Below are 25,190 nucleotides of genomic sequence, written 5' to 3' on the forward strand. Positions count from 1 at the left end.
GTCGTCGTGATAGCGATACCATGTTGGACAAAGGGCCGCAGTGTCAATGCGAACCCGCCGCAGGAGACGATGATGAGACGGACACTCGGCCTGGGACTCGCGATGCTCGCGACAATCCTCGGAGGCGCCCCGGCGCATGCCGAAGACGGCTACGACCTGTGGATGCGCTACCCGGCAGCCGGCCCGGCCGTGACCGGGATCGAGACCCGTGGCAAGTCGCCGACGCTACGCATCGCGGCCGCCGAGCTGCGACGGGGGCTGACCGGCATGCACACGTCCGCGATCATGCTCGCCAAGGCTGCCGATCCCGGCGTCGCCGCACTCCGCCTGCCGGTCGCATCGCTCGGCGACGAGGGCTACCTGATCCGCAGCGTCACGCTGAGGGGTCGCGCGGTCACGCTGGTCACCGCGAACACCGATCGCGGCGTGCTGTACGGCAGCTTCGCGCTGCTGCGCCATCTGCAGACCGGCGGCCGCCCCGATCGCATCGACCTGACTTCCACCCCCCTCGTGAAACTGCGCGTGCTCAACCACTGGGACAATCTCGATGGCGTGGTCGAGCGCGGCTATGCCGGGCAGTCGCTGTGGGACTGGTGGACGCTCCCCGACTTCCGCGACCCGCGCTACGTCGATTATGCGCGCGCCAACGCGTCGATCGGGATCAACGGGACCGTCCTCAACAACGTCAACGCGAAGGCCGACAGCCTGACCGCGCCGTACATCGCCAAGGCGGCGGCGCTCGCGGACGTGTTCCGGCCCTACGGGATCAAGGTCTATCTGTCGGCGCGCTTCTCCGCCCCGATCGAGATCGGCGGCCTCAAGACCGCCGATCCGCTCGACCCCGCGGTCGCGGCATGGTGGAAGGCCAAGTCGGACGAGATCTACCGCGCGATCCCCGATTTCGGCGGCTTCCTGGTCAAGGCGAACAGCGAGGGCCAGCCGGGACCGCGAGACTATCACCGCAGCCATGCCGACGGCGCCAACATGCTCGCCGCCGCGGTCCGCCCGCATGGCGGTATCGTGATGTGGCGCGCCTTCGTCTATGCCGAGACCGACCCCGAGGACCGCGCGAAACAGGCTTATACCGAGTTCAAGCCGCTCGACGGTAAGTTCGCCGACAACGTCATCGTCCAGGTCAAGAACGGCGCGATCGACTTCCAGCCGCGCGAGCCGTTCCACCCGCTGTTCGGCGCGATGCCGAAGACCCCGCTGATGATCGAATTCCAGATCACCAAGGAATATCTCGGCTTCGCGACGCACCTCGCCTATCTCGGACCCCTGTTTGCCGAGACGCTCGAGGCCGACACGATGGCGAAGGGGCCGGGATCGACGGTCGCCAGGCAGGTGGCGGGAATCGCCGGCGTCGCGAATATCGGCCGCGACCGCGACTGGGCGGGCTCCACCTTCAACCAGGCGAACTGGTTCGCGTTCGGCCGCATGGCCTGGGATCCGACGCTAGGATCGGACGCGGTCGCGCGTGAGTGGGCGGCGATGACCTTCTCGCCCGCGCTGGTCGAGCCGGTCGTAAAGATGATGATGGGCTCGCGCGAGGCGGTGGTCGACTACATGACCCCGCTCGGCCTCGCGCACGTCATGGCCACCGGCCATCACTACGGCCCCGGCCCGTGGGTCGCCGACCTCAAGCGCCCCGAATGGAACCCGGTCTATTACCACAAGGCCGACAAGGCCGGGATCGGCTTCGATCGTACCGCGAGCGGCAGCAACGCCGTCGCGCAATATGCGCCGCCGGTCGCACGCATGCTGGCGGACCCGGCGACCACGCCCGAGCGCGACCTGCTGTGGTTCCACCACGTCCCCTGGACGCGACCGATGGCGTCGGGCCGAACCTTGTGGGCCGAGCTCGTCCATCACTACGACGCCGGGATCGGCTATGTTGCGGGGATGCGCCGCGACTGGGACGCGCTGCGCAGCCAAGTCGACGACGAACGCTGGCAGAAGACCGCGACCTACCTCGCGGTGCAGGAGCGCGAGGCGCGTTGGTGGCGCGATGCGAGCCTGGCCTATTGGATGTCGGTCAACGGGCTGACTCTGCCGGCGGGGGCCGCTGCGCCCGCCCATGATCTCGCCTGGTACGAGGCGCAACGCTTCCCGCACGCGCCGGGCAACCCGCAATGACGAAGGGCAGACCGATGACCAAATGGCTGTCCGGCGCTCTGGCGCTGACCGTACTGACGGTTGCGAGCGCCGATGCGCGCGACGCAGGACGTGCGCCGCACTGGATCGGCAGCTGGGGATCGTCGCAGATGGTCGTCGAGGGGGACAACGCGCTGCCCGCCGACCGCGCCGCTGCGATCACGCTGCGGCAGGTCGTGCGGCTGTCGGCGGGCGGCACGCGCATGCGCATCCGCCTGTCGAACGCGTTCGGTACGCGGCCGCTGGCGATCGGCGCCGGCCATGTCGCGCATGCCGCGGCGCTCGGCACACCGCGGATCGATCGCGGCGTGCGGCTGACCTTTGCGGGGCGCGCCGACGCGGTGATCCCGGCCGGGGCGGAGATCTATTCGGATCCGGTCGCGTTCGGCGCCGAAGCCGGCGCCGACCTCGCGGTCAGCCTGTACCTGCCCGACGCCGCCGCGCCGCAGACCGGCCATCCCGGATCACGCGCGACCAGCTTCACGCTGGCGGGCGAGCACGTCGCCGACCCCGACCTCGCCGGCGCCACGCCGACGACCCATTGGTACGCGCTCGCCGATATCGAGGTCGCCGGTAGCGCCAACGCCGGGACCGTCGTCGCGATCGGCGATTCGATCACCGACGGCTATGGCGTGAAGCCTGAGCGCAACACGCGCTGGCCCGACGTCCTCGCCGCCCGCCTGCGCGCCTCCACGGCGACGCGCGCGATCGGCGTCGTCAACGCCGGGATCGGCGGCAACCGCATGCTGCTCGACGGGCTCGGCCCCAACCTGCTCGCACGGTTCGACCGCGACGTGATCGCGCGCAGCGGCGTGCGCTGGGCGATCCTGCTCGAAGGCGTCAACGACCTGGGCGTCCTCACGCGCGAGGCGCCCGCCACGCCCGCACAGCACGCCGCGATCGTCGCGCAGATCAAGGCGGGCTACACGCAGGTCGTCGCGCGGGCGCACGCACACGGCATCAAGGTGATCGGCGGCACGGTGATGCCCTTCGGCGGCAACACCTATTACCATCCCGGCGCCGAGACCGAAGCCGACCGCCAGGCGATCAACGCGTTCATCCGCACCTCCGGCACGTTCGACGCGGTGGTCGATTTCGACCGCGTGATGCGCGACCCGGCGCACCCCGACCGATTGTCGCCCGCCTATGATTCGGGCGATCATCTCCATCCGTCCGAAGCGGGCTATCGCGTGATGGGCAGCGCGGTGCCGCTATCGCTGTTCGGCGGAGCGACGCGCCCCGTGATCGGTGCACTCGCGCCGGTGCCGGTCCTGCCCGCGGCGGATCCGCGGCCGGCGATCGCGCTGACCTTCGACGACATCCCGGCACACGGGCCGCTCGCGCCCGGTCAGTCGCGGACGGACGTGATCCGAAGCATCACCACCGCCCTCGCCGCCGCCAGGGCCCCCGCCTTCGGGTTCCTGAACGCCGGCTTCGGCCTCGACACGCCCGCAGACTCCGCGAAGGCGATCGCGGCCTGGCGTGCCGCGGGACTGCCGCTCGGCAACCACAGCTATTCGCACGGCAACCTCGCCACTGTAGGGGCCGCCGCGTTCGCCGCCGACGTCGCGCGCAACGAAGCCCCGCTCGCAACCGTGGCGAAGGGCACCGACTGGCACTGGTTCCGCTATCCCTTCCTGTCGGAGGGCGGCACGCCGCTGGTACGCGACGCGGCGCGCGCCTCGTTGAAGGCGGGCGGATACCGCGTCGCCGCGGTCACGATGAGCTTCGACGACTTCAAGTGGAACGCGCCCTACGCCGCCTGTGCCGCAAAGCGCGATACCGCAGCGATCACGCAGCTCGAGACGCGCTTCCTCGCGGACGCCCGCTCCGCAGCGCTCGCGTCGCAGGCGCGTGCCAAGGCGCAACTCGGCCGCGACGTGCCCTATGTGCTGCTCATGCATGTCGGGTCGTTCGACGCGCGCATGATGCCGCGCCTGCTCGACCTGTACCGGACGATGGGGTTCCGGTTCGTGACGCTGCAGGAGGCGGAGGCCGATCCCTATTATACTGCAGCGGTGGATCTTTCCCTGCCCGGCCCGACGCCGTCGTTGAGCGGCCCGCCGACGCTCCCGCCGGCGGCCGGCCCCCTCCCCACATCCTGCGCCTGAACGAGAAAGGGGCGCCGCGGAGGTTCCGCGGCGCCCCTTTCGTCGGCGACAGGTGATCGACGATCAGCCCGCCATGTCCTCCAGCTCGCGGCCCGCGGTCTCGTTGACCAGCGCCTTCACGAAGAAGAACGATAGCAGCGCGAAGAACGCATAGCCCGCATAGGTGACCGCCAGACCCGGCGACACCGCCAGCGCGGGGAAGCTGACCGAGATCGCCGCGTTGGCGATCCACTGCGCGAAGCCCGCGACCGCGAGGCCCGACCCGCGGATCTGGTTCGGGAACATCTCGCCCAGCATCACCCACATCACCGGGCCCCAGCTGGCGTTGAAGAAGATGACGTACAGATTGGCCGCGACCAGCGCGATCAGGCCGTTATGGCCCGGCAGCGACACCGCGTCGCCTGCACCCGTCACCGCGGTCGAGAAGGCATAGGCGACCACCGCCAGCGTCACCGCCATGCCCGCCGACCCGACGAGCAGCAGCGGCTTGCGGCCGATCTTGTCGACGGTCGCGATCGTGAACAGGCACGCCGCGATCGACAGCACGCCCGACAGGATGTTGATCTGCAGCGCGTTGTCCTCGGTGAAGCCGACCGCTTCCCACAGCACCGCGCCGTAATAGAACACGACGTTGATGCCGACGAGCTGCTGGAAGATCGCCAGGCCGATGCCCGCCCACAGGATCGGACGGATCTTGCCGGTGGTCTTGTCGACCAGGTCGCTGAGCTTCGGCTTGTGGTGATCGGCGTCGAGCGAATTGCGAATCTCGACGACCTTCCGGTCCGCCTCGGCCGACCCGAACAGCCGCGCGAGCACCGTGCGGGCGTCTTCGTCGCGGCCCTTGGCGACCAGGAAGCGCGGGCTTTCCGGGATCGTCAGCAGCGCAAGGAAATAGATCGCCGCCGGGATCGCCTGCAGCCAGAACATCCAGCGCCAGGCCGGATAGCCCAGCCAGAAATCGGCAGTCGAGCCGCCCGCGTAGCGTGCCAGCGCGAAGTTCGCGACGAACGCACCGGTCAGGCCGGAGATGATCATCACCTGCTGCACGCTCGACAGTCGCCCGCGGATCGACGCCGGGGTGACTTCCGAGATGTAGACCGGCGAGATCACGCTCGCCGCGCCGACGCCCAGGCCGCCGATGATGCGCGCGAAGATGAAGATCGCCGAGCCCGTCGCCGCGCCGGCCAGCAAGGCGCTGAACAGGAACAGCCCTGCCGCGATCATCATCACGTTGCGGCGGCCGATCGCGTCGGCCAGCCGTCCCGCGGTGAACGCGCCCACTGCCGATCCGACCAGGATCGCGCCGACATTGACGCCGATACCGAGCCGGCCGAGGCCGAACGCGGCCTCCAGCCCCTTCTGCGTGCCGTTGATCACGCCCGAATCATAGCCGAACATGAATCCGCCGATCGTCGCCACCACGACGATCGCCGCGATGAAGCCGTGGTTTACCGCCCCGCCCTCCATAGCCCGTGTGTCCGTCATTGTCCCTCTCCCCTGCCGGTGTTCCGGCGTATTGCCACGGTAGAATTAGTGATTGTGCCGCGGCGTCTTAGCCGCGATTCCACGATACTTCACCGCGAAATCGAGCACCGCGCCGTCGGCAAGCTGCCCGGTCTTCTCCCGGTACAGCTCTTCCCACGGCGTATTGCTCGCCGGGACCGGCGGCGGCGGGCCGTCGCGCCGCCGCGCGATCTCGTCCGCATCGACCAGCGCGTCGCAGCGGCCCGCGGTCAGGTCGATGCGGATGACGTCGCCGGTGCGCAGCCAAGACAGGCCGCCGCCGACCGCGCTCTCGGGACTGGCGTTGAGGATCGACGGGCTGTCCGACGTCCCCGACTGCCGCCCGTCGCCGAGCGTCGGCAGGGTCATGATGCCGCGCTGGATCAGGTGATCGGGCGGCTGCATGTTGACGACCTCGGCCGAACCCGGCCAGCCGATCGGGCCCGCGCCGCGGATGACCAGGATGCAGCCCTCGTCGATATCGAGCGCGGGGTCGTTGATGCGGTGGTGGTAATCGTCCGATCCCTCGAACACGATCGCGCGTGCCTCGAACACGTTCTCGGCGCCGGGATGCTGGAGATAGCGGTCGCGGAAGGCGGGCGAGATCACGCTGGTCTTCATGATCGCGACATCGAACAGGTTGCCCGACAGCACCAGGAACCCGGCCTGCTCCTTCAGCGGCGTGTCGAACGCGCGGATCACCTCGCGGTCGGTGGCAACGCGACCGGTGATGTTCTCGGCAAGCGTCCGTCCGGTCACCGTCAGGCAGTCGCCATCGAGCTTGCCCGCGCCGAGCAGCTCGCTCAGCACCGCGGGCACGCCGCCGGCACGGTGGAAGCGTTCGCCGAGGAAGCGGCCGGCGGGCTGCACGTCGACCAGCAGCGGCAGGTCATAGCCCACATCGGACCAGTCCGCCGCGGTGATCTCGATCCCCGCATGCTTCGCCATCGCGTGGATATGCGGCTGTGCGTTCGACGACCCGCCGATCGCGGTGACGACGCGGATCGCGTTGAGGAAGCTTTCGCGGCTGAGGATCCTCGACGGGCGCAGGTCCTCATACGCCATGTCGACGATACGGCGGCCGGTCTCGTACGCGAACTGGCCGCGCTCGCGGTACGGGGCGGGAATCGCGGCACAGCCCGGCAGCGACAGACCGAGCGTCTCGGCCACCGCGTTCATCGTCGACGCGGTACCCATCGTGTTGCAATGCCCCGCCGACGGCGCGCTGTCGGTCGCGCGTTGCAGGAATTCCTCCTCGTCGATCTCGCCTGCCGCCAGCTTGCGCCGCGAGCGCCAGATCACCGTACCCGACCCGACCAGCTCGCCGTCGTGCCAGCCGTCGAGCATCGGCCCGCCCGACAGCACGATCGCGGGGATGTCGACCGTCGAGGCCGCCATGATCCCCGACGGCGTCGTCTTGTCGCACCCCGTGGTCAAAACGACGGCGTCGATCGGATAGCCGTACAGCGTCTCGACCAGTCCCAGATAGGCCAGGTTGCGGTCGAGCGCGGCGGTCGGGCGGCGGCAATTCTCGAAGATCGGGTGGACCGGAAACTCCATCGCGATCCCGCCCGCATCGCGGATACCGTCACGGACGCGCCGCGCGAGGTCGAGATGGATGCGGTTGCACGGGGACAGGTCGCTGCCGGTCTGCGCGATGCCGATGATCGGTCGCCCCGAACGCAGCTCGGCGGGCGTCAGTCCATAGTTCATGAAGCGTTCGAGATAGAGCGCGGTCATGTCCGACCGCGCCGGGTCGGCGAACCAGTCGCGGGAGCGGAAGGGACGGACCGGTTGACGCTGCACGCGAAACTCTCCTGGCGGGCTCATGGCGACGAACGGCCCGCGCTTTATGTGTTATCGCTACCATCATAATTGGCCGCGTCAAGCGCGTCAGGCGGCGGGGCGACGCCTCGGGGCCGCGTCGGACTGGCGGCGGATCAGCGTGAAATCGAGCAGGCGATGCCGTTCGGCGAGTTCGCTGCCCTTGGACCGGCGGATCGCCAGCACCAGCATCTCGACGGCCGCGCGTGACATGTCGGCGATCGGCTGGTGGATCGTCGTCAGTTCGGGCCAGATCGCGGTCGACAGCGTGGTGTCGTCGAACCCGCACACGGTCAGGTCGCCGGGCACGTCGAGCCCGTGCCGGTGCGCCACCGCGACGGTCGCGGCCGCCATGTCATCGTTCGACGAGAAGATCGCCGATGGCGGATCGGACAACGCCAGCAACTGCTCGGCAGCATCAAGGCCCGACCGATAGGTGTACAGACCGTGCGCGATCAGGGCGTCGTCGACCGCCATCCCCGCCTCCTGCAACGCCGCGGCATAGCCTTCCAGGCGTCGCGCGCTGGCAGACAGATTGGGGTTGCCGGTGATGAACCCGATCCGGCGATGCCCCAGCGCCATGATGTGCCGCGTCATCGTCAGCGCTGCCTCGCGGTCGTCGATGCGGATGGCCAGAATGTCCTCGGACGGCAGCGCGCTTGCCACGGAGACGGTGGGAATGTCGGCCGCCTCCAGCAGGTCGAGCACCGCCTTGGCCTCGCAGAGCGGCGGCGGCAGGACGATGCCGTCGATCCCGCCGGCAATCAGATGCTTCGTGACCTCGATCTCGTGCTCGCCGAGTTCGCATTTCTCGACGACGATCTGCACGTCGCTGCGCGCCGCCTGGTCGAGGCTGCCGAGCAGGAACTCGCTGAGGAAGCCGGCGCTGGGATTGCTGTAGAGCAGGCCGATCCGGATCTGGCCGGCCCCCGCCAGGCTGCGCGCGGCGGAGTTCGGCGCGTAGCTGAGCGTCGAGATCGCGGTGTTGACCAGTTCGCGGGTCGCGGGGCGGACGTTGCTCTCGCCGTTGATCACGCGCGAGACGGTCATTGGCGAGACGCCGGCGAGCCGTGCGACGTCGCTGATGGTCGGCGCGCTGCCGGCGCGGCGCGATGTCTTCATGGCAGAAGTCGTAGATGCATTCATATCGGCAGACGTTAGCGCAACCGATCCCGTCGGCAAGTCCCGGAGAATGCGTAGCCCGGGTCATCGTACCGATCCGGGCCGATTCCGCCGCGTCGCGCCACTCGCAATAAAGGGGTTCCGTCGAGCCGCGATAGCGCTATCGTTCGCACCGACCGGTCGAAGCCGGCGATACAGGGAGGGGATACGCATGGGTATCGAGGACACGAACCGCCGCGAGATGCTGATCGGCATGGGCGCCGGGCTGGTAGCGCTCAAAACCGGCACCGCCTCGGCGCAGGCGGATCCCGCGCGAAAACTGGGCTATGCGATCGTTGGCCTCGGCAGCTACGCGACCCGCCAGATCATGCCGCAATTCGCGAACTGCAAGCATTCGCGCCTCGTCGCGCTCGTCAGCGGCACGCCCGAGAAGCTTGCACGCTACGGCGCGGAATACGGCATCCCGGCGCGCAACCGCTACAGCTACGCCAGTTTCGACACGATCCGCGACAATCCCGAGATCGACATCGTCTATGTCGTGCTGCCCAACAGCCTCCACGCCGAATATGTCGTTCGCGCCGCACAGGCCGGCAAGCACGTGATGTGCGAGAAGCCGATGGCGACCAGCGTCGCCGAGGCGCGGACGATGATCGGCGCGTGCCGCAAGGCGAAGCGGCTGCTGATGATCGGCTATCGTTCGCGGTTCGAGCCGTACAACCGGCTCGCGATCGAACTGGCGCGCAGCGGCCATGTCGGGCCGACGCGGATCATCACCGCCGAACACGGCTTCGACGCGAAGCCCGGCCAGTGGCGACTCGACCGGCCGCTTTCGGGTGGCGGATCGCTGATGGATATCGGCATCTACAGCCTCAACGCCGCGCGCTACCTGGCGGGCGAGGAACCGGTACAGGTCAGCGCGATCGAGTCGACCGACCGCACCGATCCGCGGTTTCGCACGGTCGAGGACCGCATCGACTTCATGCTGCGCTTCCCGTCGGGGGTCATCGCGAACTGCGTGTCGAGCTACAGCTCGAACCACAATGGCTACCGCGTGATCGGCACCAAGGGCTACATCGACATGGAGCCGGCGACCCCCTATGAAGGCCAGCGGATGATGATCCGCAAGGACGGCCAGACGACCCCACGCGTGCTGGCATCGACGGGGCCGAACCAGTTTGTCGGGCAGCTCGACCACCTGTCCGAATGCGTGAAGACTGGCCGCACGCCGATCGTACCCGGCGAGGAGGGGCTGGCCGACATGCGGGTGATCGAGGCGATCTACCGCGCCGCGCGCGAAGGTCGCACCGTGACGCTGGACGCTGCATGACCGCCCCCCTCTCGCGCCGACAGATCCTCACCGCCGCCGCCGCGCTGCCCCTCGCCGCCGCCGCACACGGCGCGCTGCCCGCGCGGCGTCGGGTCGGAAGCATCCAGCGGCTCGATCCCGCGCTCGACGCGATCATCGATCCCTCCGCGCCGGTCGAGGTGCTCGGCGAAGGCTATCGTTGGGCCGAGGGTCCGGTCTGGGTGCGTCGCAAGGCCTGGCTGTTGTTCAGCGACGTGCCCGGCAACACGATCTGGCGGTGGCGCGCGAAGGAGGGGTTGGACGTCTTCATGCGCCCTTCCGGACTGGAAGGTCCGATCCCCGCCGCGTTCAACGAAGCCGGCGCGAACGCACTCGCGATCGATCCGGCGGGGCGGCTGGTCATGGCCGACAGCGGCAACCGGGCGATCGCGCGCGTCGACCTCGATACGCGGCGGAAAGCGATCCTAGTCGATCGCTACCAGGGCAAGCGGTTCAACAGCCCCAACACCGTAACCGTCGCGCGCAACGGCACGATCTATTTCACGGACCCGCCTTACGGCCTGAAGGACCAGGACCATTCGCCCTTACGCGAACTCGATTTCCAGGGGCTCTACCGGCTCGATCCCGACGGCACGCTGGCGCTGCTGGACGGCACGCATCGCCGCCCTAATGGAGTCGCGTTGTCGCCGGACGAACGCACCTTGTACCTCGCGCTGTCGGACGAGACGCGCCCCGAACTGCTCGCTTATCCGCTCGACGCGCGCGGTGCGGTCGGCAAGCCCCGCCTGTTCAGCGATATGCGCGCACAGCAGGCAGCCGGCGGATCCGGCCTGCCGGACGGCATGGCGATCGATCGTGCCGGCCGCCTATTCGTGGCAGGCCCCGGGGGCGTTCACGTGCTGACCCCCGAAGGTCGCCTGCTCGGGATCATCGCGACCGGGCAGACGATCGCCAATTGTTGCTTTGGTGGTCCGCACGGCGCAACATTGTTCATGACCTCACACCACATGCTCGCCTGCGTGCAGACGCGCACGCGCGGTGTGCTTTCGCTGAATACGGACGATCGATCCCGCCAGACCAGGAGGAAACGCGCATGGGCGTCACGGGAATAGGGGGCTTCTTCTTTCGCGCAACCGATCCGGACGCGCTGCGCGCCTGGTATGTCGCGCATCTCGGCGTCGGGTCCGACCCCTATGGATCCTGGGACACGCAGGCCGGTCCCAGCGTGTTCGCGCCGTTCGCGGCCGACACCGACTATTTCCCCGCCGACCGGCGCTGGATGCTCAACCTGCGGGTCGATGACCTGGACGGCCTGTGCGCCGCGCTTCGTTCGGCCGGTATCGACGTCGCCACCGACCCCGAGTGGAACATGCCCGGCGTCGGCCGTTTTGCGCGCATCCACGATCCCGAGGGTAACCCGATCGAACTGTGGGAGCCCGATCAGGCCACCGATCAGGCTGGCGCGCAATAACGGTCGAGAAACGCCTGGTGCTGCGGTAGCTGCGAGACGGCTGCGGCGATGTTGCGTTTGATGTCGCGCAGCGCGGTGGCGAGTTGATCGCGCGGCATGATCCACGCCATCGGATGGTGCGCGCGGGGCTGTACCCCCTGCCCCAACAGGACCTGCAGCCAGGAGTCGGTCCGGAACAGGTCGTCCGCACCCTGATAGGTCTGCGCGGCGTCCTCGAACAACGCGATCCGCGCACGAAGCGTGTCGGGAATCGCCATCGCGCGGCGCTCGCGCCAGAACGGCTCGTCGCGGTGGTTGAGGTGGTAATGCAGCACGATGAAGTCGCGCACCGCCTCCAGTTCGCGGCGCGACTGGTCGTTGTAGCGATTCACCACCGCCGGGCTGATCCCCTCGGACGGGAATTGCTGCATCAGCCGCGTCAGCCCGGTCATGATCAGGTGCAACGTGGTGGATTCGAGCGGCTCGACGAACCCGCTGGCCAGGCTGAGCGCGATGCAGTTCTTGTCCCAGACGCGCAGCCGCCGCCCGGTGCGATAGCGGATTTTCCGGGGTTCGATCAGCACCTCGCCCTCGACCGCGTCCAGCAACCGCGCGCGTGCCGCGTCGTCCGACAGATGCGCGCTCGCATAGATCAGGCCGTTGCCGACGCGGTGCTGCAGCGGAATCTGCCACCGCCACCCCGCCCCATGCGCGATCGCGCGCGTATAGGGACGCGCCGGCTCGACCGCCGCGGTCTGCACCGCGAACGCGCTGTCGGTCGGCAGCCAATGGCCCCAATCCTCATAGCTGACGTCGAGCGTCTTGCCGATCAGCAGCGCGGCGAAGCCGGTGCAGTCGATGAACAGGTCGCCCTCGATCCGTTCGCCCGACTCCAGCACCAGCGCGCGAATATGTCCGTTGTCGGGATCCTGATCGACCTGGGCGATCCTGCCCTCGACCCGCTTGAGCCCGTCGGCTTCGGCGCGCGCTCTGAGGAACCGGGCGTAAAGGCCGGCATCGAGATGATAGGCATAATTGAGCTGCGACCGTTCGTCGATCGCGAACCGGCCTGCTTCCGCGGCCTGCAGTTCGTAGCAATAGTCGCCGATGTCGCCGGCATCGCCGCGCGCTTTCGCCGCCAGCCAGAAATGCTGGAAATCGCCCATCCAGGTCGACTTGCCGACGGTCCCGAACGAATGGACGTAGCGATCGCCGGGCCGCGTCCAGCCCTCGAACGCGATGCCCAGCTTGAAGCTCGCCTTGGTCGCGCGCATGAACTCGCGCTCGTCGATGCCCAGCAGCCCCTGGAACGCGCGCATCGTCGGGATCGTCGCCTCGCCGACGCCGATCGTGCCGATCTCCTCGGACTCCACCAGGGTGATGTCGAGGATCATGCCCAGTTGCCGCGACAATACCGCGGCGGCGAGCCAGCCCGCCGTCCCGCCGCCGGCGATCACCACGCGTTTCACCAAAGTCTCGGCCATGTGTCCCCCAGGGATCAGCGATTGAATCGACGCAGCAGATTGGCGCGCAGCATGCGCGCGCGCTGCGGGTCCATCGGCGCGAGGTCGCCGCGCGCGGCTTCGGGCAGATGCGCCGCGGCCTGGTCGGGCGCGCCGAACACGTAATAGTCGAACAGCGCGCGCCAAGCCTGCTTCTCGTGATCCGGCCGGTCGCGCAGGCTGAGCAGCGCGTGGAGCATCGTGTTCTGCGGCGTGTCCATGAAGGACGGCGACGTGTTCCACCAATAGTTGATCATCGCGTTGAACGGATCGAGCGCCTCGACCTGATGCCACCACAAAGCGGGGTAGATGAGTGCGTCGCCCGGCTCCATCTCCGCGACCTCGGCCGACGCCAGTGCATCGGCGAAGCGCGGATGGCGGTCGAAATCGGGCGCGTCGAAGTTCACCATCGACACGACCTGTCCGGCGGGCGTGGGATCGAGCGGCCCGGGGTAGAGATTGGCGACCTGGTCGGGCGGAAACAGCGTGAAGCGCCGCCGCCCGACCAGCGTGACCGCGATGTTGTTCGACATGTCGTAATGCGCCGACGCGGTGGTCCGGTTGCCGATCCAGATGCTGACGAGCGGCGGATGGTCGACCAGGTCGGGATCGCCGAACGGCAGCACTGCCTGCGCGCGGAGCCCCGGCAGATACTGGTCGATGTCGGTCGAGCCGATATAGATGGCGGGCGCGGCGGGATCGTCCCGCGTGGCGAGGATCTGGTCGAGATAGGCCGACAGCGACCCGCGCTCGCGCGTGAAGTTGAGCGCGGTGCAATCCTCGGTGTAGCCGAACCGGCCTCCGATCGCAGGGTCGCCGCGATAGGCGGTGACGGGCCGGCCGCCGTCGAACTGCTTGAGCCAGGCGACCGCCGCGTCCGCGCCGTCACGGCCGGCCGCGACCAGCGGCACGTCGCGCGCGATGCCGCGGAGGATCGCCGGGCGTCCTTCCGCGATCAGCGCCGCGATCGGCAAGGTGCGCGCGTCCGCCCCCTCGATCACGCGCGTCCGCCGGGCGATGGCCACCATCGCGGTCAGCCGGCGTCCGCGAGCATCTGCTTGCGGGCAATCAGTTCCTGGATGTTGCCGAGCGAGGCGGCAGCGAGGATCGCGAGCGGCAGCACGCCGGAGCGATGCAACCGTTCGAGCGTGTCGCCGGTCAGGGCGGCCAGCCGCTCGGTATCGACGACCAGCACGTCGGGGATGGTGTACCGGCTCTCCTCGCTGACATCGACGGTGAGCGTCACCGTGGTGAGCAATCCGGCGTCGTCGAGCGCGGCATAGACCGCGGGCGCCGTCTGCATCCCTTCGTACAACAGGCGCAGGACGCCGGTGACATGGTCGAGATACGGCGTGTTGCCGCCATGTTCGAGGAACAGCGGCAGCCCGGACTCGTCGTCGACGCGCGGGTCGTCGAAATCGACGTGCAGCATAGGCTCGCCATCGTCGTCGGCGGCGGAGCGCACCATACCGATCGAGAAGGGCCCGCGCTGGTGACTGGCGGGCACATAGCGGCTCGTCCAGTACGCGCCGGACAGGAACAGGTTCTCGTCGCGGTCCAGCCCCAGCAACGCATAGGCCTGCAGCCCCTCGTCGCGGCGGCGGAAGACGATCGGGAACTCGCGTTGCACGGCCTCGAACTCGGCCGGGAATACCAGTGCCTGGTTGGCGGCGTCGCCGAACGCGGCGCCTGCCCGCGCGCTGACCCGCAGGCCGGCGTGGTCGATGTTGTTGATCTGTACGGGGGTCATCCGCTCGGGTCCTGTTGGTGCGTCAGGTTTATCAGCGCGGTAGCGACCGGCCAAGAAAAAGGCCGCCGCACGATGCGCGGCGGCCAGGTTCGGGGACTGCCGGGCGTGGACCGAAGTCCACGCCCGCCTGCATCAGAAGCGGTAGCGCGCGCCGAGATAGAAGCGCGGCTTGAGCTCCTGAACATAGACCAGGTTCGTCTCGGTGCGGGCGTACTGACGGAACGGTTCGCTCGTCAGGTTGACCGCTTCGAGCGATACCGAGAAGTTCTGCGTGATGTCGTAGCTGATGCTGCCATCGAGCGTCCCGAAGGCGGCGGTGAACAACGGGTTGCGGTTGCCGCCCTGGTTCGTGGCGGCGAGATACTTGTCGCGCCAGTTGTACGAGACGCGGGCCGAAATGCCGCCCTTGTCGTAGATCGCGGTCAGGTTGGCACTGTCGCCAAGCCCGGTCAGCGCGAAGATGTTGACGTTCGGATCGGCATAGGGATCCACGTTCACATCGCCGTTGACCTTCGTGTACGACACCGCGAAGCCGAAGCCGGACTGACCGAAGAAGTTGGTCCAGGCGACTTCGAAGCCGTGGATCTTGCCTTCCTTGTTGTTGACCGGACCACTGATCGCGAAGTTGACGAGCGGATCGTTGGCATCGCCCGTGAGATCGACCGCGAGCGCGAGCGGATTGTAGACCGCATCGTTGACCTCGCCCGTCCGGGGATCGAGCGCCGCGCGGAACGCCGCGGTCGTCGCCGCCTGGTTTCCGCCGTTCTGCTGCAGCAGCGCGGTATAGGCGAACAGGTTGCGGTCGGTCTGGGTGATCCCGTTGTTCCGCAGATAGGCCTGCGCGATACCCGACCGCGACCCCGCTGCGCCCGACCCCGGATCGCGGAGCCCGAACAGGTTGCCGTTGGTGACCTGGTTACCGACGAAGTTGCGCACGTTCTTGTAGAAGAAGCCCGCCGAGACGAAGCTCGTCGGCTTGTAGTACCATTCCACCGACACGTCGAAATTGTCCGATACCAGCGGCAACAGCCCCGGATCCTGCCGAGTCGCGGGCGCAGGCGCCGCACCGAGCGCGGTCGGACGGTTCGGCGCGTTGGCCGTGACCGACGCGAACAGATTGCCATAGTCCGCACGAGCCAGGGTCCGGCTGAACGACGTACGCGCGACCACGTTGTCGAGCACTTCGATGTTGAAGTCGAGCGACGGCAACAGATTGTCGTATTTCGACCGCACCACGACCGCGCCGCCGGCGGGGCCGCCGAGAACGGTGAAGTCGTTGTCCGACTGCCAGGCCAGCGCGGTCGGGATCGACTGGAGACTGAGCGACTTGACCCAGGTCTTCTCGTAGCGAACCCCGATCAGCGCGTTGGCGCGGCGTCCGCCGAGTTCGCCGCCCCAGGCCAGCTGACCGTAAACCGCTGCGGTCTTCTCACCGACCGTGTCGTCCGACGATCCCTGCAGGACGTCCGCACGCCCCGGCACGTTCGCGTAATATGGCGAGAACACGTCGAGCAGGTCGACGGCGTCCCCGCGGAACGCGACGAGCGCAGATCCGGCCGAGTTCGGGTTGTACTTGTCGAACTTACAGGTCAGGCAATAGGTCTTCACGAGATCGGCCGCGAGTTGCTGGACCAGTCCGGTGTCGGTGATGCTCCAGTCGCCCAGAAGCTGCTGCGTGTTGGAACTCGCCGAGCGCGTCTTGGCATCGACATAGTTGGTGCCGACGACGAAACGGCTGTTGTCGCCCAGATCCCAGCCCAGTTCGCCATTGAACTGGTTGACCTTCGATTCCTGCCTGGAGGTGATGCGCCGGGCGATCTGCGTACCCAGGTCGCCGATGTCGAGGATGTTGTTGCAATTGCCGCCGCGACCGCCGTTGGTCGCGTTGCAGTCGTTCAGCGTCTCCGACTGCTGCGGGAAGCCGTTCGAGAAATCGACCGCATGCGTCGCGCGCACCGGCGCACCGATCGCCATCGTGGTCGCCGACGTCCCGTTCGCATTGTCCGGGTTGGTGGTGGACTTCGAATGGTTTGCGTCGAGTTTCAGCGACAGAACATCCGTAAAGTTCCACTTCACGTTGCCGCCGAACGAGTAGAGCTCGGTCTTGGTCGCGAACCGCTGCTGCTCGTAGCCCTTGTCCGCCTGCTTCGCTTCGGCGAGGACGATCGCGGTCTGCATCTGCTTGTTGTCGTCGAACGTGACGTCGCTGAACGGACGCTGGAACCAGTTTGTCTGCTCGCTGCGCTCGTCGCTCAGCTTGTTGCGCGCATACAGGCCGTCGATCGTGATCTCGAGCCGGTCGGTCGGCTTGAACTGGATGTTGGCCTGGCCGTTGATGCGCTCGCGACGGTTCTCCGAGAACTGGTAGCGGCTGTCGTTCGGGATCTGCACATAGGGCGTCGTGGGACGGTTCGTGATCCTCGTCGCCGGCGTGATGTACGCGCCGGCGGTGTTCAGGAAGTCGGCGACCGGAACGATGTTCCAATAGTTCGGATTGGACTGGGCCGATGCCGATTCGCGCAGCTGATAGCTGCCGAAGACGTTGACGCCGAAGGTCTCGTCCGGGTTCTTCCAGTTGATCAGGCCGGACAGTTCGGGCGTGATCTTCTTGAGGTCGGCCTCCGCCTTCTCGACCGAGCTGTCGTACAGTGCCTTGGCGCCGATCGAGCCCGACAGGCCGTCCTCGCGTGCGTCGAGCGGCTTGCGGGTGACGACGTTGATCGCCGCACCGATGCCGCCCGACGGGATGTTGGCGCGGCCGGTCTTGTAGACTTCGAGCGTGGCGACGCCTTCGGACGCCAGGTTCTGGAAGTCGAACGAGCGGCCCGTGCCGGTCGCGAAGGCGTTGCCGGTGCTGGTGTCGATGCTGGTCGAGGCCAGCTGGCGGCCGTTGAGCGTGACGAGGTTGAAGCCGCCGCTGAAACCGCGGACTGCGACCTGCGACCCTTCGCCGTTGGCGCGGCTGATCGACACGCCGGTGATCCGCTGCAGCGATTCAGCGAGGTTAGTGTCGGGGAACTTGCCGATATCCTCGGCGGAGATCGCGTCGACGACGCCGGCCGAGTTGCGCTTGATGTCGATCGCGCGATCAAGGCTGGCGCGGATGCCGGTAACGACGATCTCGTCCCCGTCGCCCGGCGTCGCGGCCTGCGGATCCTGACTGCCGGGCTGCGCGGCGGTCGCCTGCACGGCGGCGACGTTCGTCGTCCCCGATGCCGGCGTCGCGGTCGGCTGAACTTGTGTTGCGTCGGCACCCTGCCCGGCCTGCGCCGCTGCCATCGCTGGCGCGGACAGACACGTGACGATGGCGATGGCCGAGACCGAACGCGCGAGCGTCCCCGTGAACCCCTTCATAACACCCCTCCTCGCAAACAGGCTCTCCGGCCCGTCTGTACGATTACGCACACCCTGATGAACTGTGCGATGGTAGGGCTAACATAAACTGTAGGCTTGTCAAACGGCCATGATCGAGTCGGTCGGATATTCTACATAGATAGATCTAGATTAGTATAATGCGTCAGGCAGCAGAGTAGCCGTTTCGGCAGTTACTGTATCCGTTATGCGGATGCCAGTACCTCAGCGCACCCCGCACTTGTCCATCGGCACATCGGCGCGCGTCACGCGAACATCGGCAATCGAAACCGTCAGCCTGCCGCTCGTCGTCATGGCGAAAGGCTGCGTCACGCGCGCGGGGTCGAGGCCTGCGGTCACGAAACATTTGAGGGGAATCGCCAAAGTCTGCCACTGCCCGACCGGTGCTGCGCGAAGCACGCCGCCGACCGCCACCGCTGCCGGTGTGTCCGTTGCACCCTTCCCGCCAGCCATCGTTACCGCAACCGCCGCCGTTGGCGCAGCATCCACGCGGTACTGGACGACGAGGCTCAGTTCGCCATTCGCCTCGCGCGACAGGTCCAGCGGGGCGTTGGGGTCGATGTGCAGATCGGCCTCGCGTGCGCCGGACCAAGTGAACCGACGTGCATCCTCCTGCGCGTTGCGGTCGACACCGGCGACGGTCAGCGCACCCGCCGGGCTGCGACCGGTGTTGCCGACGATCCGGGTCGATCCGCTCCCCTCGGCGAGCGACAGGCTCCAGGCGTCGGGCACGCGGCCCTTGGCAAAGAACACGCCGCCAGAATCGACCGCCATCCCCGCCGGACGCGTCTCGTCGAACCGCGGCAGCACGACATGGTCGGCATAGGTCAGGCCATAGCCGAACGGGAACAGCGGGTCGTAGCCGGCATCGCGGCGGTTGAGGACATATTGGTCGGGGCGCCTGGGCCAGGAGAAGGACAGCTTGCCGCGGAAGTCGTGGGCCGGCTTGCCCGCCTTGTCGGCGAACAGCAGGTCTGCGACGCCGGCGCCCTCGCTGCCCGGCAGGAACGCGGCGACGAACGCGTCGGCGGCGTTGAGTTCGGCATTCACCCACATCGGCCGGCCCGACAGGAACACCGCGACCACGGGGATTCCCACCGCCTTCAGTTTGCGGAGCAGCGCGAGATCGCTCTTGTCGCCGGGCGAGTATTCGAGCGTCGGGCGGTCGCCCATGAACTCGGCATAGGGCGTCTCGCCGAACACCATGATCGCGGCATCGGGCTTGGTCGCATAGGCGCCGTCGGCGGCGTAGGTCGCCGTGCCGCCGGCCGCGCGGACCGCCTGGTCGATACCCTTCCAGATCGAGGTCGCGTTGGGGAAGCCCGAGTTCGGTACGTCGGTGCCCTGCCAGGTGATCGACCAACCGCCGGCCTGCTGCGCGATCGTGTCCGCCGCCTTGCCGACGACGAGGATGTTGGCGGCGGGTTTCAGCGGAAGCACATTGCCGTCGTTCTTGAGCAGGACGAGCGATTCACGCACCGCCTGGCGCCCGACGGCGTGCCCTTCGGCCGATCCGATCAGGTCGAACTTGCCGGCGAACGGACGCGTCGACGGGCGCCCCATGTCGAAGCTGTGCGCGAGCATCTTCGCGCGGAGGATGCGGCGGACCGCGTCGTCGAGGCGCGCCGGCTTGATTTCGCCCGACTTCGCCTGCGCCAGCGTGTTGGCGTAGAGTTTCTTCCAGTCGCCCGACATCATGAACATGTCGAGCCCGGCGTTGATCGCCGCAGCGCAGCTCTCGTTGGTGCAGCCGGGGATCTGGCCGTGGGCATTCCAGTCGCCGACGACGAAGCCGTTGAACCCCATCCGCCCCTTGAGCACATCGGTCAGCAGGCTGGCATTGCCGTGCATCTTGGCGCCGTTCCAGCTCGAGAAGCTGGCCATCACGCTGAGCGTCCCCGCCGCGATCGCGGGCGGATAGCCGGCGCCGTGGACGTCGCGGAGCACCGTCTCGGGCACTTTCGTGTCGCCCTGGTCGCGCCCGCCGGTACCGCCGTCGCCGAGGAAATGCTTGGTCGTCGCGATGACATGCGCCGGCCCCAGGAAGTCGGCGGTGCCGACCTTGCCCTGGATACCGCTGACCACCGGGCCGGCATAGCTCGCGACCAGAGCGGGATCTTCCGAATAGCTTTCGTAGGTGCGGCCCCAGCGATCGTCCTGCACCACCGCGAGCGTCGGTGCGAAGCTCCAGTCGAGGCCGGCCGCCGCGGTCTCCTTCGCGGTGATCCGGCCGATCGATTCCATCAGCGCCGGATCGCGCGCGGCGCCGAGCCCGATATTGTGCGGAAACAGCGTGGCACCGACGATGTTGTTGTTGCCGTGGACCGCGTCCGTACCCCAGATCACCGGGATCTTCGGCCGCCCGTCGCTGCGCGTCATCGACGCATCGTAGAACGCATCGGCGAGTTTCAGCCATTCGGCGGGCGGCGCGAGCTCGTCGCTATTGGGGGCGGAATTGCCGCCGTTCAGCACCGAGCCGAGCTTGTAGGTCAGCAGGTCGGCGGGCTTCACGGTCGCGATGTCGGCCTGGATGATCTGGCCGACCTTGTCCTCGATCGACATCGCGCGCAGCATTGCGGTCACCTTGGCCTCGACGCCGGGGTCGAGCGCGGGGCGGCTCTGGACCTTGGGCCAGAGTTCGGGATGCGCGACCGGCGAGAGCGGCGCGTCCTGTGCGCTGGCGAGCGTGCCCAGCATCGCCAACACCGTCGCGACCGAAATGGTTATCCGCATCTTGCTCTCCCTGTGACCCGTCACGCGCAGGCTTGGCGGCGGTTGGAACGGATCGCCACGTCCGCGTCAACGACTATCGCCCCTCGCGTGCGGGTCACATCGAAAGCCGATCGATCAGCCGAGATCCTCCAGCGGCTGGTCGGGCCGCGCCGCGATCGCGCGGAAGCGCCGGGCGGTGGCCGTCTGGAACGGCTTGGCAAGCACCGTCGACACAGTGCGGAACTCGCCGGTCGCATGGTCGGGGGTCAGCGTCAGCAGCAGATAGCCCTTGTGGTCCTGGTCGCAGAACCGGACTTCCGGATTGGCGTCGGCGATGTGCGCGCCGATGCCGGGAAGCAGCGATCCGTAGGACGGACTGGTCACCGCGGTCGCGCCGAACTCCGCGGCGACCAGCGTGCCCGCGGCGTCGTGGAGGTCGTTCGCCCACGCCGCATGGCTGTCGCCCGACAGCACGATCGGCCGCGATTTCGCACGCCGGAACGCGGCGTAGAGCCGCTCGCGGGCGGGCGGATACCCGTCCCAGCTATCGAAGTTGAACGGCAGGCCCGCCCGGTACGAGGCGATTCCGGCGGCGAGCCGGTCGCGCCACATCGCCGGCAGCTTCGCCATCATCGCACCGAACTTTTCCGCCCCCATCTGTTTTTCGAGATCGGGACCGGCGACCCTGGCCATCACGACCTGGTTGCCGAGCACCTGCCACGGCTTGCCCGCCGCGACCGAGGCTGCAAGCGTGCGTTCGACCCAGCCGAGCTGCGCGGGCCCGAGCAGTTCGCGCTCGGGCTGCGCGCGCTCCGCCATCATCGGCGCATAATCGGCAGGCGCGATGCCCTCGCCCTTGCTCGCGACCTGCTTGCTGCGCGCGAGCAGCCGCGTCTCGACCATCACGATCGTCGCCAGATCGCCAAAGTCGAAGCTGCGGTTGATCGCCTCCCAGGGCTGGCCGGGTTTCGGATCGCGGATCGGCATCCATTCGAAATAGGCCTGCATCGACGCCGCCTTGCGCGCCTTCCAGTCGCCCTCGGTCCTGGGATCGTGGTTCTCGGCGCCGCCCATCCAGTCGTCATTGGCGACCTCGTGATCGTCCCAGACGCAGATGAACGCGGCGCGCGCGTGTGCCGCCTGCATGTCGGCGTCGCGCTTCACCTGCGCGTGGCGCGCGCGATAGTCGGCGAGCGTCAGGATCTCGTGCGCGGGCTCGACGATGCGCCCGATCTTCCTGGCGACGTCGGCGCCGAAACCGTCGGGGCCGTATTCGTAGATATAGTCTCCGAGGTGGAGGACGGCGTCGAGGCGGTCGAGCCTGGCGATCGAGTCGTAAGCGTTGAAGAAGCCGCCGCCGTAGAGCTGGCACGACACCACCGCCATCACGACGTCGGCGACCCCGCCCTTTGGCAGCGTGCGGAACCGACCGGTGGGCGAGCGGTCGGTGCCGCTGGTGAACCAGTAATGATAGTCGCGTCCCGGTTGCAGCCCGGTCGCCTCGACCTTCGCGGTGAAGTCGCGCGCGGCGCGCGCCTTCACGCGGCCCGATCGGACGGGCTTGCCGTCCGCGGTCTCCGCCACGTGCCAGTCGAGCGCGACGTCCGCGGTGCCGGTCGCAGGAGTCGCGCGGGTCCACAGGATCGCGCCGTCGGCGGCTGGATCGCCACTGGCAACGCCGTGGTCGAACCGGACCGCGGTCGTCGCGGCCGCGAGCGGCAGTGCCGGCAGGGTAATGGCCGCCCCCGACCCGATGAGGGTGAGCGCGTCGCGGCGATTGATGGTCATGAAGGGCCCCTTGGAATGAACCCGTCCGCTAATCCGCAATCGCTACAGCCGCGTGGCAGCGATGTGACATGCGAGTCACATACGCGTCATTCATCGTTCATCGTTTCGACACCGTATCGTCACGCGTGGTGCCTAGGGACCCCGCAACGGAACGGGGGATTTCATGACACGATCGATCACGCGGCTCGCACTGGCGACGCTCGCAGCCACTAGCTCGACGAGCGCACTGGCGCAGGCCAGCGTCGCACCGGACACGTCCGAACAGGCGATCCAGGAGACCGGCGAGGAGATCGTCGTCACCGCGCAGAAGCGCGAGCAGCGGATCGCGGACGTGCCGGTCACCGTCACCGCGCTGACCGGTCAGCGGATGGCGGCGATCGGCGTCAACTCGCTGACCGAAGTCGCGCAGTTCATTCCCGGGCTGCAGATCCAGGAGCAGAGCGCGAACAACCCGGGTTTCGTGATCCGCGGCATCACCTCGGACAACGGCTCGGCGCAGCAGGGCGCGCGCGTCACGCTTTACTACAACGGCATCGACATCAGCCGTTCGCGCGGTGCGTACCAGGACCTGTACGACCTCGAGCGGATCGAGGTCGTGAAGGGCCCGCAGGCGACGCTGTTCGGCACGGCGGCTGCGGTCGGCGCGATCAGCGTGATCTCGGCCCGCCCCGAAGCGGGCGTCTCGGGCGCGATCAACGGGTCGTACGGCAATTACGACCGCACCCAGGTGTCGGGCTTCCTGAATGCCGGCAACGACGTCATCGCCGGGCGTCTCGCCTTCGCGTACAAATACCGCGACGGCTATGTCCGCAACATCGCGGGCGACGCCAACGTCCCCAACCAGAACCAAGGCGGCGTCGACCAGGACGATCTGAACGGCCAGGACCAGCGCGGGCTGCGCGGGTCGCTGCGGTTCCGCCCGAGCGACAGCGTCACCGCCGACCTCGTCCTCACCTATGACGGCCAGCGCAACCCCGGCACCGCGTTCAAGAGCCGCGCGCATGCGCCGACCGGCGGCCAGACCGGCGATTATGGCTATGCCGAGCTGTCGGGATCGCCTGACAGCCTGGGCGCACTCGGTGCGCGCAAGCTGGGCCTCGACCGCAACGTCTACGACGCCAACCTGACCGTCGCGGTCGACCTGTCGCCGGGGATCACGTTCACCACCGTCAACGGCTATCGCCGGTTCGACGCGCTCGAGATCTTCGACGCGGACGGCGGACCCGCGGCCTATCTGGAATTCGCCGAGGACGCCAAGGGCGACCAGTGGAGCCATGAAAGCCGCTTCGCGTTCGAGGGACCGAAATACCGCGCCTCGGTCGGCTGGAACGCGTTCTTCGAGAACGGTTTCCAGCGCGTGCCGTTCGCGACGGAGGAAGGCACCTATATCGCCTGTTCGGTCGCCGCCGCCTATGCGCAGGTCCGCGCCGGACTGAATGCCGCGGGCATCCCGACCGGCACGAACTGCGTCGCCGCCAACGGCACGATCCCCGCGACGCGCGCCACCGCGGTGCTGAGCGGCGGTCGCCTGACCGCAGTGCCGTATCGTTCCGAGTTCACCAACTACGGCAACAACGACACCTATTCGATGTTCGCCGACGCGACCTGGATCCCGACCCCCGCGCTCGAACTGACCGCCGGCGCGCGCGTCCTGATCGAGGATCGCCAGTCGGGCTATTCGTCGGTGCAGCCCAATTCGCAGCTGCTCGCCGCACTCGGCGTGCGCACCAGCCTGCTCGGCACCGCCAACACCAACGGCAACAAGTTCGTCGCGGAGAAGAGCTTCTATGCGCTGCTGCCGCGCTTCAACGCGTTGCTGAAGCTGAACGACCAGATCAACCTGTACGCGACGATCAGCAAGGGCCGCCGCTCGCCGGTCGTCCAGCTCGCCGCCCGCGCCACCGCGTTCGGCGTCGGTCCGAACCTGGCGATCGTGCCGCAGGAGAAGGTCTGGAACTACGAGGGCGGCATCAAGGGTCAAGTCGGGCCGCTGAGCGGCGCCGCATCGGTGTTCTACCAGACCTATGACGGCTTCCAGGTCTCGGTCACCGAGAACGGCGTCACGACGACGCGCAGCGCAGGGTCGGCGAACAATCTGGGCGTCGAGCTCGAGGGCAACCTCCGCCTCGCGCCCTATCTCTCGCTGTTCGGCGCGTTCGCGTACATCGACGGCGGGATCGGCGACGAAGCCTCGAACGGCGTGTTCGCGGGCGACCAGTTCCGCCTGCAGCCCAAGACCACGGCATCGGGCGGCGCGATCCTCCGCCTGCCGGTCGGCGGCGCCACGCTCTACGCCACGCCGAGCGTCACCTATCGCACCAAAGTGTTCTTCGAGCTGCCGAACAACCCGGCGATCAGCACGCCCGGCTACACGCTCGTCAATCTGCGTGCAGGGATCGAGCTGGCGCAGGGTCGCTACAGCATCGGCGGGTTCGCGCGGAACCTGACCAACAAGAAGTATCTGATCGACGCCGGCAATACCGGCGGCGGCTTCGGCATCCCGACCTACATCGCCGGCGAGCCGCGCTTCTACGGCGTCGAACTCGGCGCGAAGTTCTGACGCGCGACACCCTTCACCGACATTCTTTTGACCACG

General features: G+C 67.9%; 15 protein-coding genes. 6 read left to right on the forward strand and 9 right to left on the reverse strand.

The features are described 5' to 3' along the window. Positions 1–72: 72 nt before the first annotated feature. A complete protein-coding gene (locus FSB78_RS09715; protein WP_147082242.1) occupies positions 73–2,136 on the forward strand; it encodes an alpha-glucuronidase family glycosyl hydrolase in 2,064 nt (687 codons plus the stop codon). A gap of 14 nt (positions 2,137–2,150) precedes the next feature. Continuing rightward, on the forward strand, positions 2,151–4,265 hold the full coding sequence (locus FSB78_RS09720; RefSeq protein ID WP_147082244.1) for a GDSL-type esterase/lipase family protein: 2,115 nt from the start codon (positions 2,151–2,153) through the stop codon (positions 4,263–4,265). Positions 4,266–4,328: 63 nt separating this feature from the next. Here FSB78_RS09720 and FSB78_RS09725 read toward each other — a convergent pair whose 3' ends face one another. The 3 genes from FSB78_RS09725 to FSB78_RS09735 form a co-directional block, all read right to left on the reverse strand. After that, complete coding sequence (locus FSB78_RS09725; protein WP_199743155.1) at positions 4,329–5,750, reverse strand: sugar porter family MFS transporter; 1,422 nt, start codon at positions 5,748–5,750, stop codon at positions 4,329–4,331. 45 nt (positions 5,751–5,795) lie between these two features. Next, a complete protein-coding gene (locus FSB78_RS09730) occupies positions 5,796–7,574 on the reverse strand; it encodes an IlvD/Edd family dehydratase (RefSeq protein ID WP_147082246.1) in 1,779 nt (592 codons plus the stop codon). A gap of 87 nt (positions 7,575–7,661) precedes the next feature. Then, positions 7,662–8,714: a LacI family DNA-binding transcriptional regulator gene (locus tag FSB78_RS09735; protein ID WP_199743156.1), complete on the reverse strand. Its 1,053-nt coding sequence runs from the start codon at positions 8,712–8,714 to the stop codon at positions 7,662–7,664. A 211-nt stretch (positions 8,715–8,925) separates the two neighbouring features. Between FSB78_RS09735 and FSB78_RS09740 the strand changes: the two genes are divergently transcribed. From FSB78_RS09740 to FSB78_RS09750, 3 genes are read left to right on the forward strand one after another with little or no spacing between them, the layout of a single operon-like run. Continuing rightward, positions 8,926–10,041: a Gfo/Idh/MocA family protein gene (locus FSB78_RS09740; protein WP_147082250.1), complete on the forward strand. Its 1,116-nt coding sequence runs from the start codon at positions 8,926–8,928 to the stop codon at positions 10,039–10,041. Beyond that, positions 10,038–11,132 (forward strand): SMP-30/gluconolactonase/LRE family protein, encoded by a 1,095-nt coding sequence (locus FSB78_RS09745; protein ID WP_147082252.1) that lies wholly within the window; start codon positions 10,038–10,040, stop codon positions 11,130–11,132. Before FSB78_RS09740 ends, FSB78_RS09745 begins: the two co-directional genes overlap by 4 nt. Beyond that, a complete protein-coding gene (locus tag FSB78_RS09750) occupies positions 11,114–11,491 on the forward strand; it encodes a VOC family protein (protein WP_147082254.1) in 378 nt (125 codons plus the stop codon). The genes FSB78_RS09745 and FSB78_RS09750 overlap by 19 nt, the downstream gene beginning before the upstream one ends. Here the strand turns inward: FSB78_RS09750 and FSB78_RS09755 are convergent. The 6 genes from FSB78_RS09755 to FSB78_RS09780 all read right to left on the reverse strand — a co-directional run bounded on the left by FSB78_RS09755 (position 11,473) and on the right by FSB78_RS09780 (position 22,594). Continuing rightward, a complete protein-coding gene (locus FSB78_RS09755; RefSeq protein WP_147082256.1) occupies positions 11,473–12,954 on the reverse strand; it encodes a tryptophan halogenase family protein in 1,482 nt (493 codons plus the stop codon). The two genes, FSB78_RS09750 and FSB78_RS09755, sit on opposite strands and share 19 nt — an antisense overlap. Positions 12,955–12,968: 14 nt before the next feature. Beyond that, positions 12,969–14,000: a cupin-like domain-containing protein gene (locus tag FSB78_RS09760; protein ID WP_147082258.1), complete on the reverse strand. Its 1,032-nt coding sequence runs from the start codon at positions 13,998–14,000 to the stop codon at positions 12,969–12,971. Positions 14,001–14,005: 5 nt separating this feature from the next. Beyond that, the gene (locus tag FSB78_RS09765) at positions 14,006–14,722 is read right to left on the reverse strand and encodes a SapC family protein (protein WP_147082260.1); all 717 of its coding nucleotides are present in this window, start codon (positions 14,720–14,722) and stop codon (positions 14,006–14,008) included. Positions 14,723–14,854: 132 nt separating this feature from the next. Continuing rightward, complete coding sequence (locus tag FSB78_RS09770; protein WP_242008166.1) at positions 14,855–18,076, reverse strand: TonB-dependent receptor; 3,222 nt, start codon at positions 18,074–18,076, stop codon at positions 14,855–14,857. Between the two features lie 222 nt (positions 18,077–18,298). After that, complete coding sequence (locus tag FSB78_RS09775; RefSeq protein ID WP_147082262.1) at positions 18,299–20,827, reverse strand: glycoside hydrolase family 3 protein; 2,529 nt, start codon at positions 20,825–20,827, stop codon at positions 18,299–18,301. 114 nt (positions 20,828–20,941) lie between these two features. After that, positions 20,942–22,594 carry an alkaline phosphatase D family protein gene (locus tag FSB78_RS09780; RefSeq protein ID WP_147082264.1) on the reverse strand — a complete coding sequence of 551 codons (1,653 nt, stop codon included), beginning with the start codon at positions 22,592–22,594 and terminating at the stop codon, positions 20,942–20,944. Positions 22,595–22,757: 163 nt separating this feature from the next. Here FSB78_RS09780 and FSB78_RS09785 point away from each other — a divergent pair, with 163 nt between their 5' ends. Next, on the forward strand, positions 22,758–25,154 hold the full coding sequence (locus FSB78_RS09785; protein ID WP_147082266.1) for a TonB-dependent receptor: 2,397 nt from the start codon (positions 22,758–22,760) through the stop codon (positions 25,152–25,154). Positions 25,155–25,190: the final 36 nt, after the last annotated feature.

Source organism: Sphingomonas ginsenosidivorax (assembly GCF_007995065.1).
GTDB lineage: Bacteria > Pseudomonadota > Alphaproteobacteria > Sphingomonadales > Sphingomonadaceae > Sphingomonas > Sphingomonas ginsenosidivorax.

Excerpts from the sequence above, each read along its gene's own strand:
- FSB78_RS09715 (WP_147082242.1), top strand. The coding sequence starts at position 73 with ATGAGACGGACACTCGGCCTGGGACTCGCGATGCTCGCGACAATCCTC.
- FSB78_RS09720 (WP_147082244.1), top strand. The coding sequence starts at position 2,151 with ATGACCAAATGGCTGTCCGGCGCTCTGGCGCTGACCGTACTGACGGTT.
- FSB78_RS09725 (WP_199743155.1), bottom strand. The coding sequence starts at position 5,750 with ATGACGGACACACGGGCTATGGAGGGCGGGGCGGTAAACCACGGCTTC.
- FSB78_RS09735 (WP_199743156.1), bottom strand. The coding sequence starts at position 8,714 with ATGAAGACATCGCGCCGCGCCGGCAGCGCGCCGACCATCAGCGACGTC.
- FSB78_RS09740 (WP_147082250.1), top strand. The coding sequence starts at position 8,926 with ATGGGTATCGAGGACACGAACCGCCGCGAGATGCTGATCGGCATGGGC.
- FSB78_RS09745 (WP_147082252.1), top strand. The coding sequence starts at position 10,038 with ATGACCGCCCCCCTCTCGCGCCGACAGATCCTCACCGCCGCCGCCGCG.
- FSB78_RS09750 (WP_147082254.1), top strand. The coding sequence starts at position 11,114 with ATGGGCGTCACGGGAATAGGGGGCTTCTTCTTTCGCGCAACCGATCCG.
- FSB78_RS09755 (WP_147082256.1), bottom strand. The coding sequence starts at position 12,954 with ATGGCCGAGACTTTGGTGAAACGCGTGGTGATCGCCGGCGGCGGGACG.
- FSB78_RS09760 (WP_147082258.1), bottom strand. The coding sequence starts at position 14,000 with ATGGTGGCCATCGCCCGGCGGACGCGCGTGATCGAGGGGGCGGACGCG.
- FSB78_RS09765 (WP_147082260.1), bottom strand. The coding sequence starts at position 14,722 with ATGACCCCCGTACAGATCAACAACATCGACCACGCCGGCCTGCGGGTC.
- FSB78_RS09770 (WP_242008166.1), bottom strand. The coding sequence starts at position 18,076 with ATGAAGGGGTTCACGGGGACGCTCGCGCGTTCGGTCTCGGCCATCGCC.
- FSB78_RS09775 (WP_147082262.1), bottom strand. The coding sequence starts at position 20,827 with ATGCGGATAACCATTTCGGTCGCGACGGTGTTGGCGATGCTGGGCACG.
- FSB78_RS09780 (WP_147082264.1), bottom strand. The coding sequence starts at position 22,594 with ATGACCATCAATCGCCGCGACGCGCTCACCCTCATCGGGTCGGGGGCG.
- FSB78_RS09785 (WP_147082266.1), top strand. The coding sequence starts at position 22,758 with ATGACACGATCGATCACGCGGCTCGCACTGGCGACGCTCGCAGCCACT.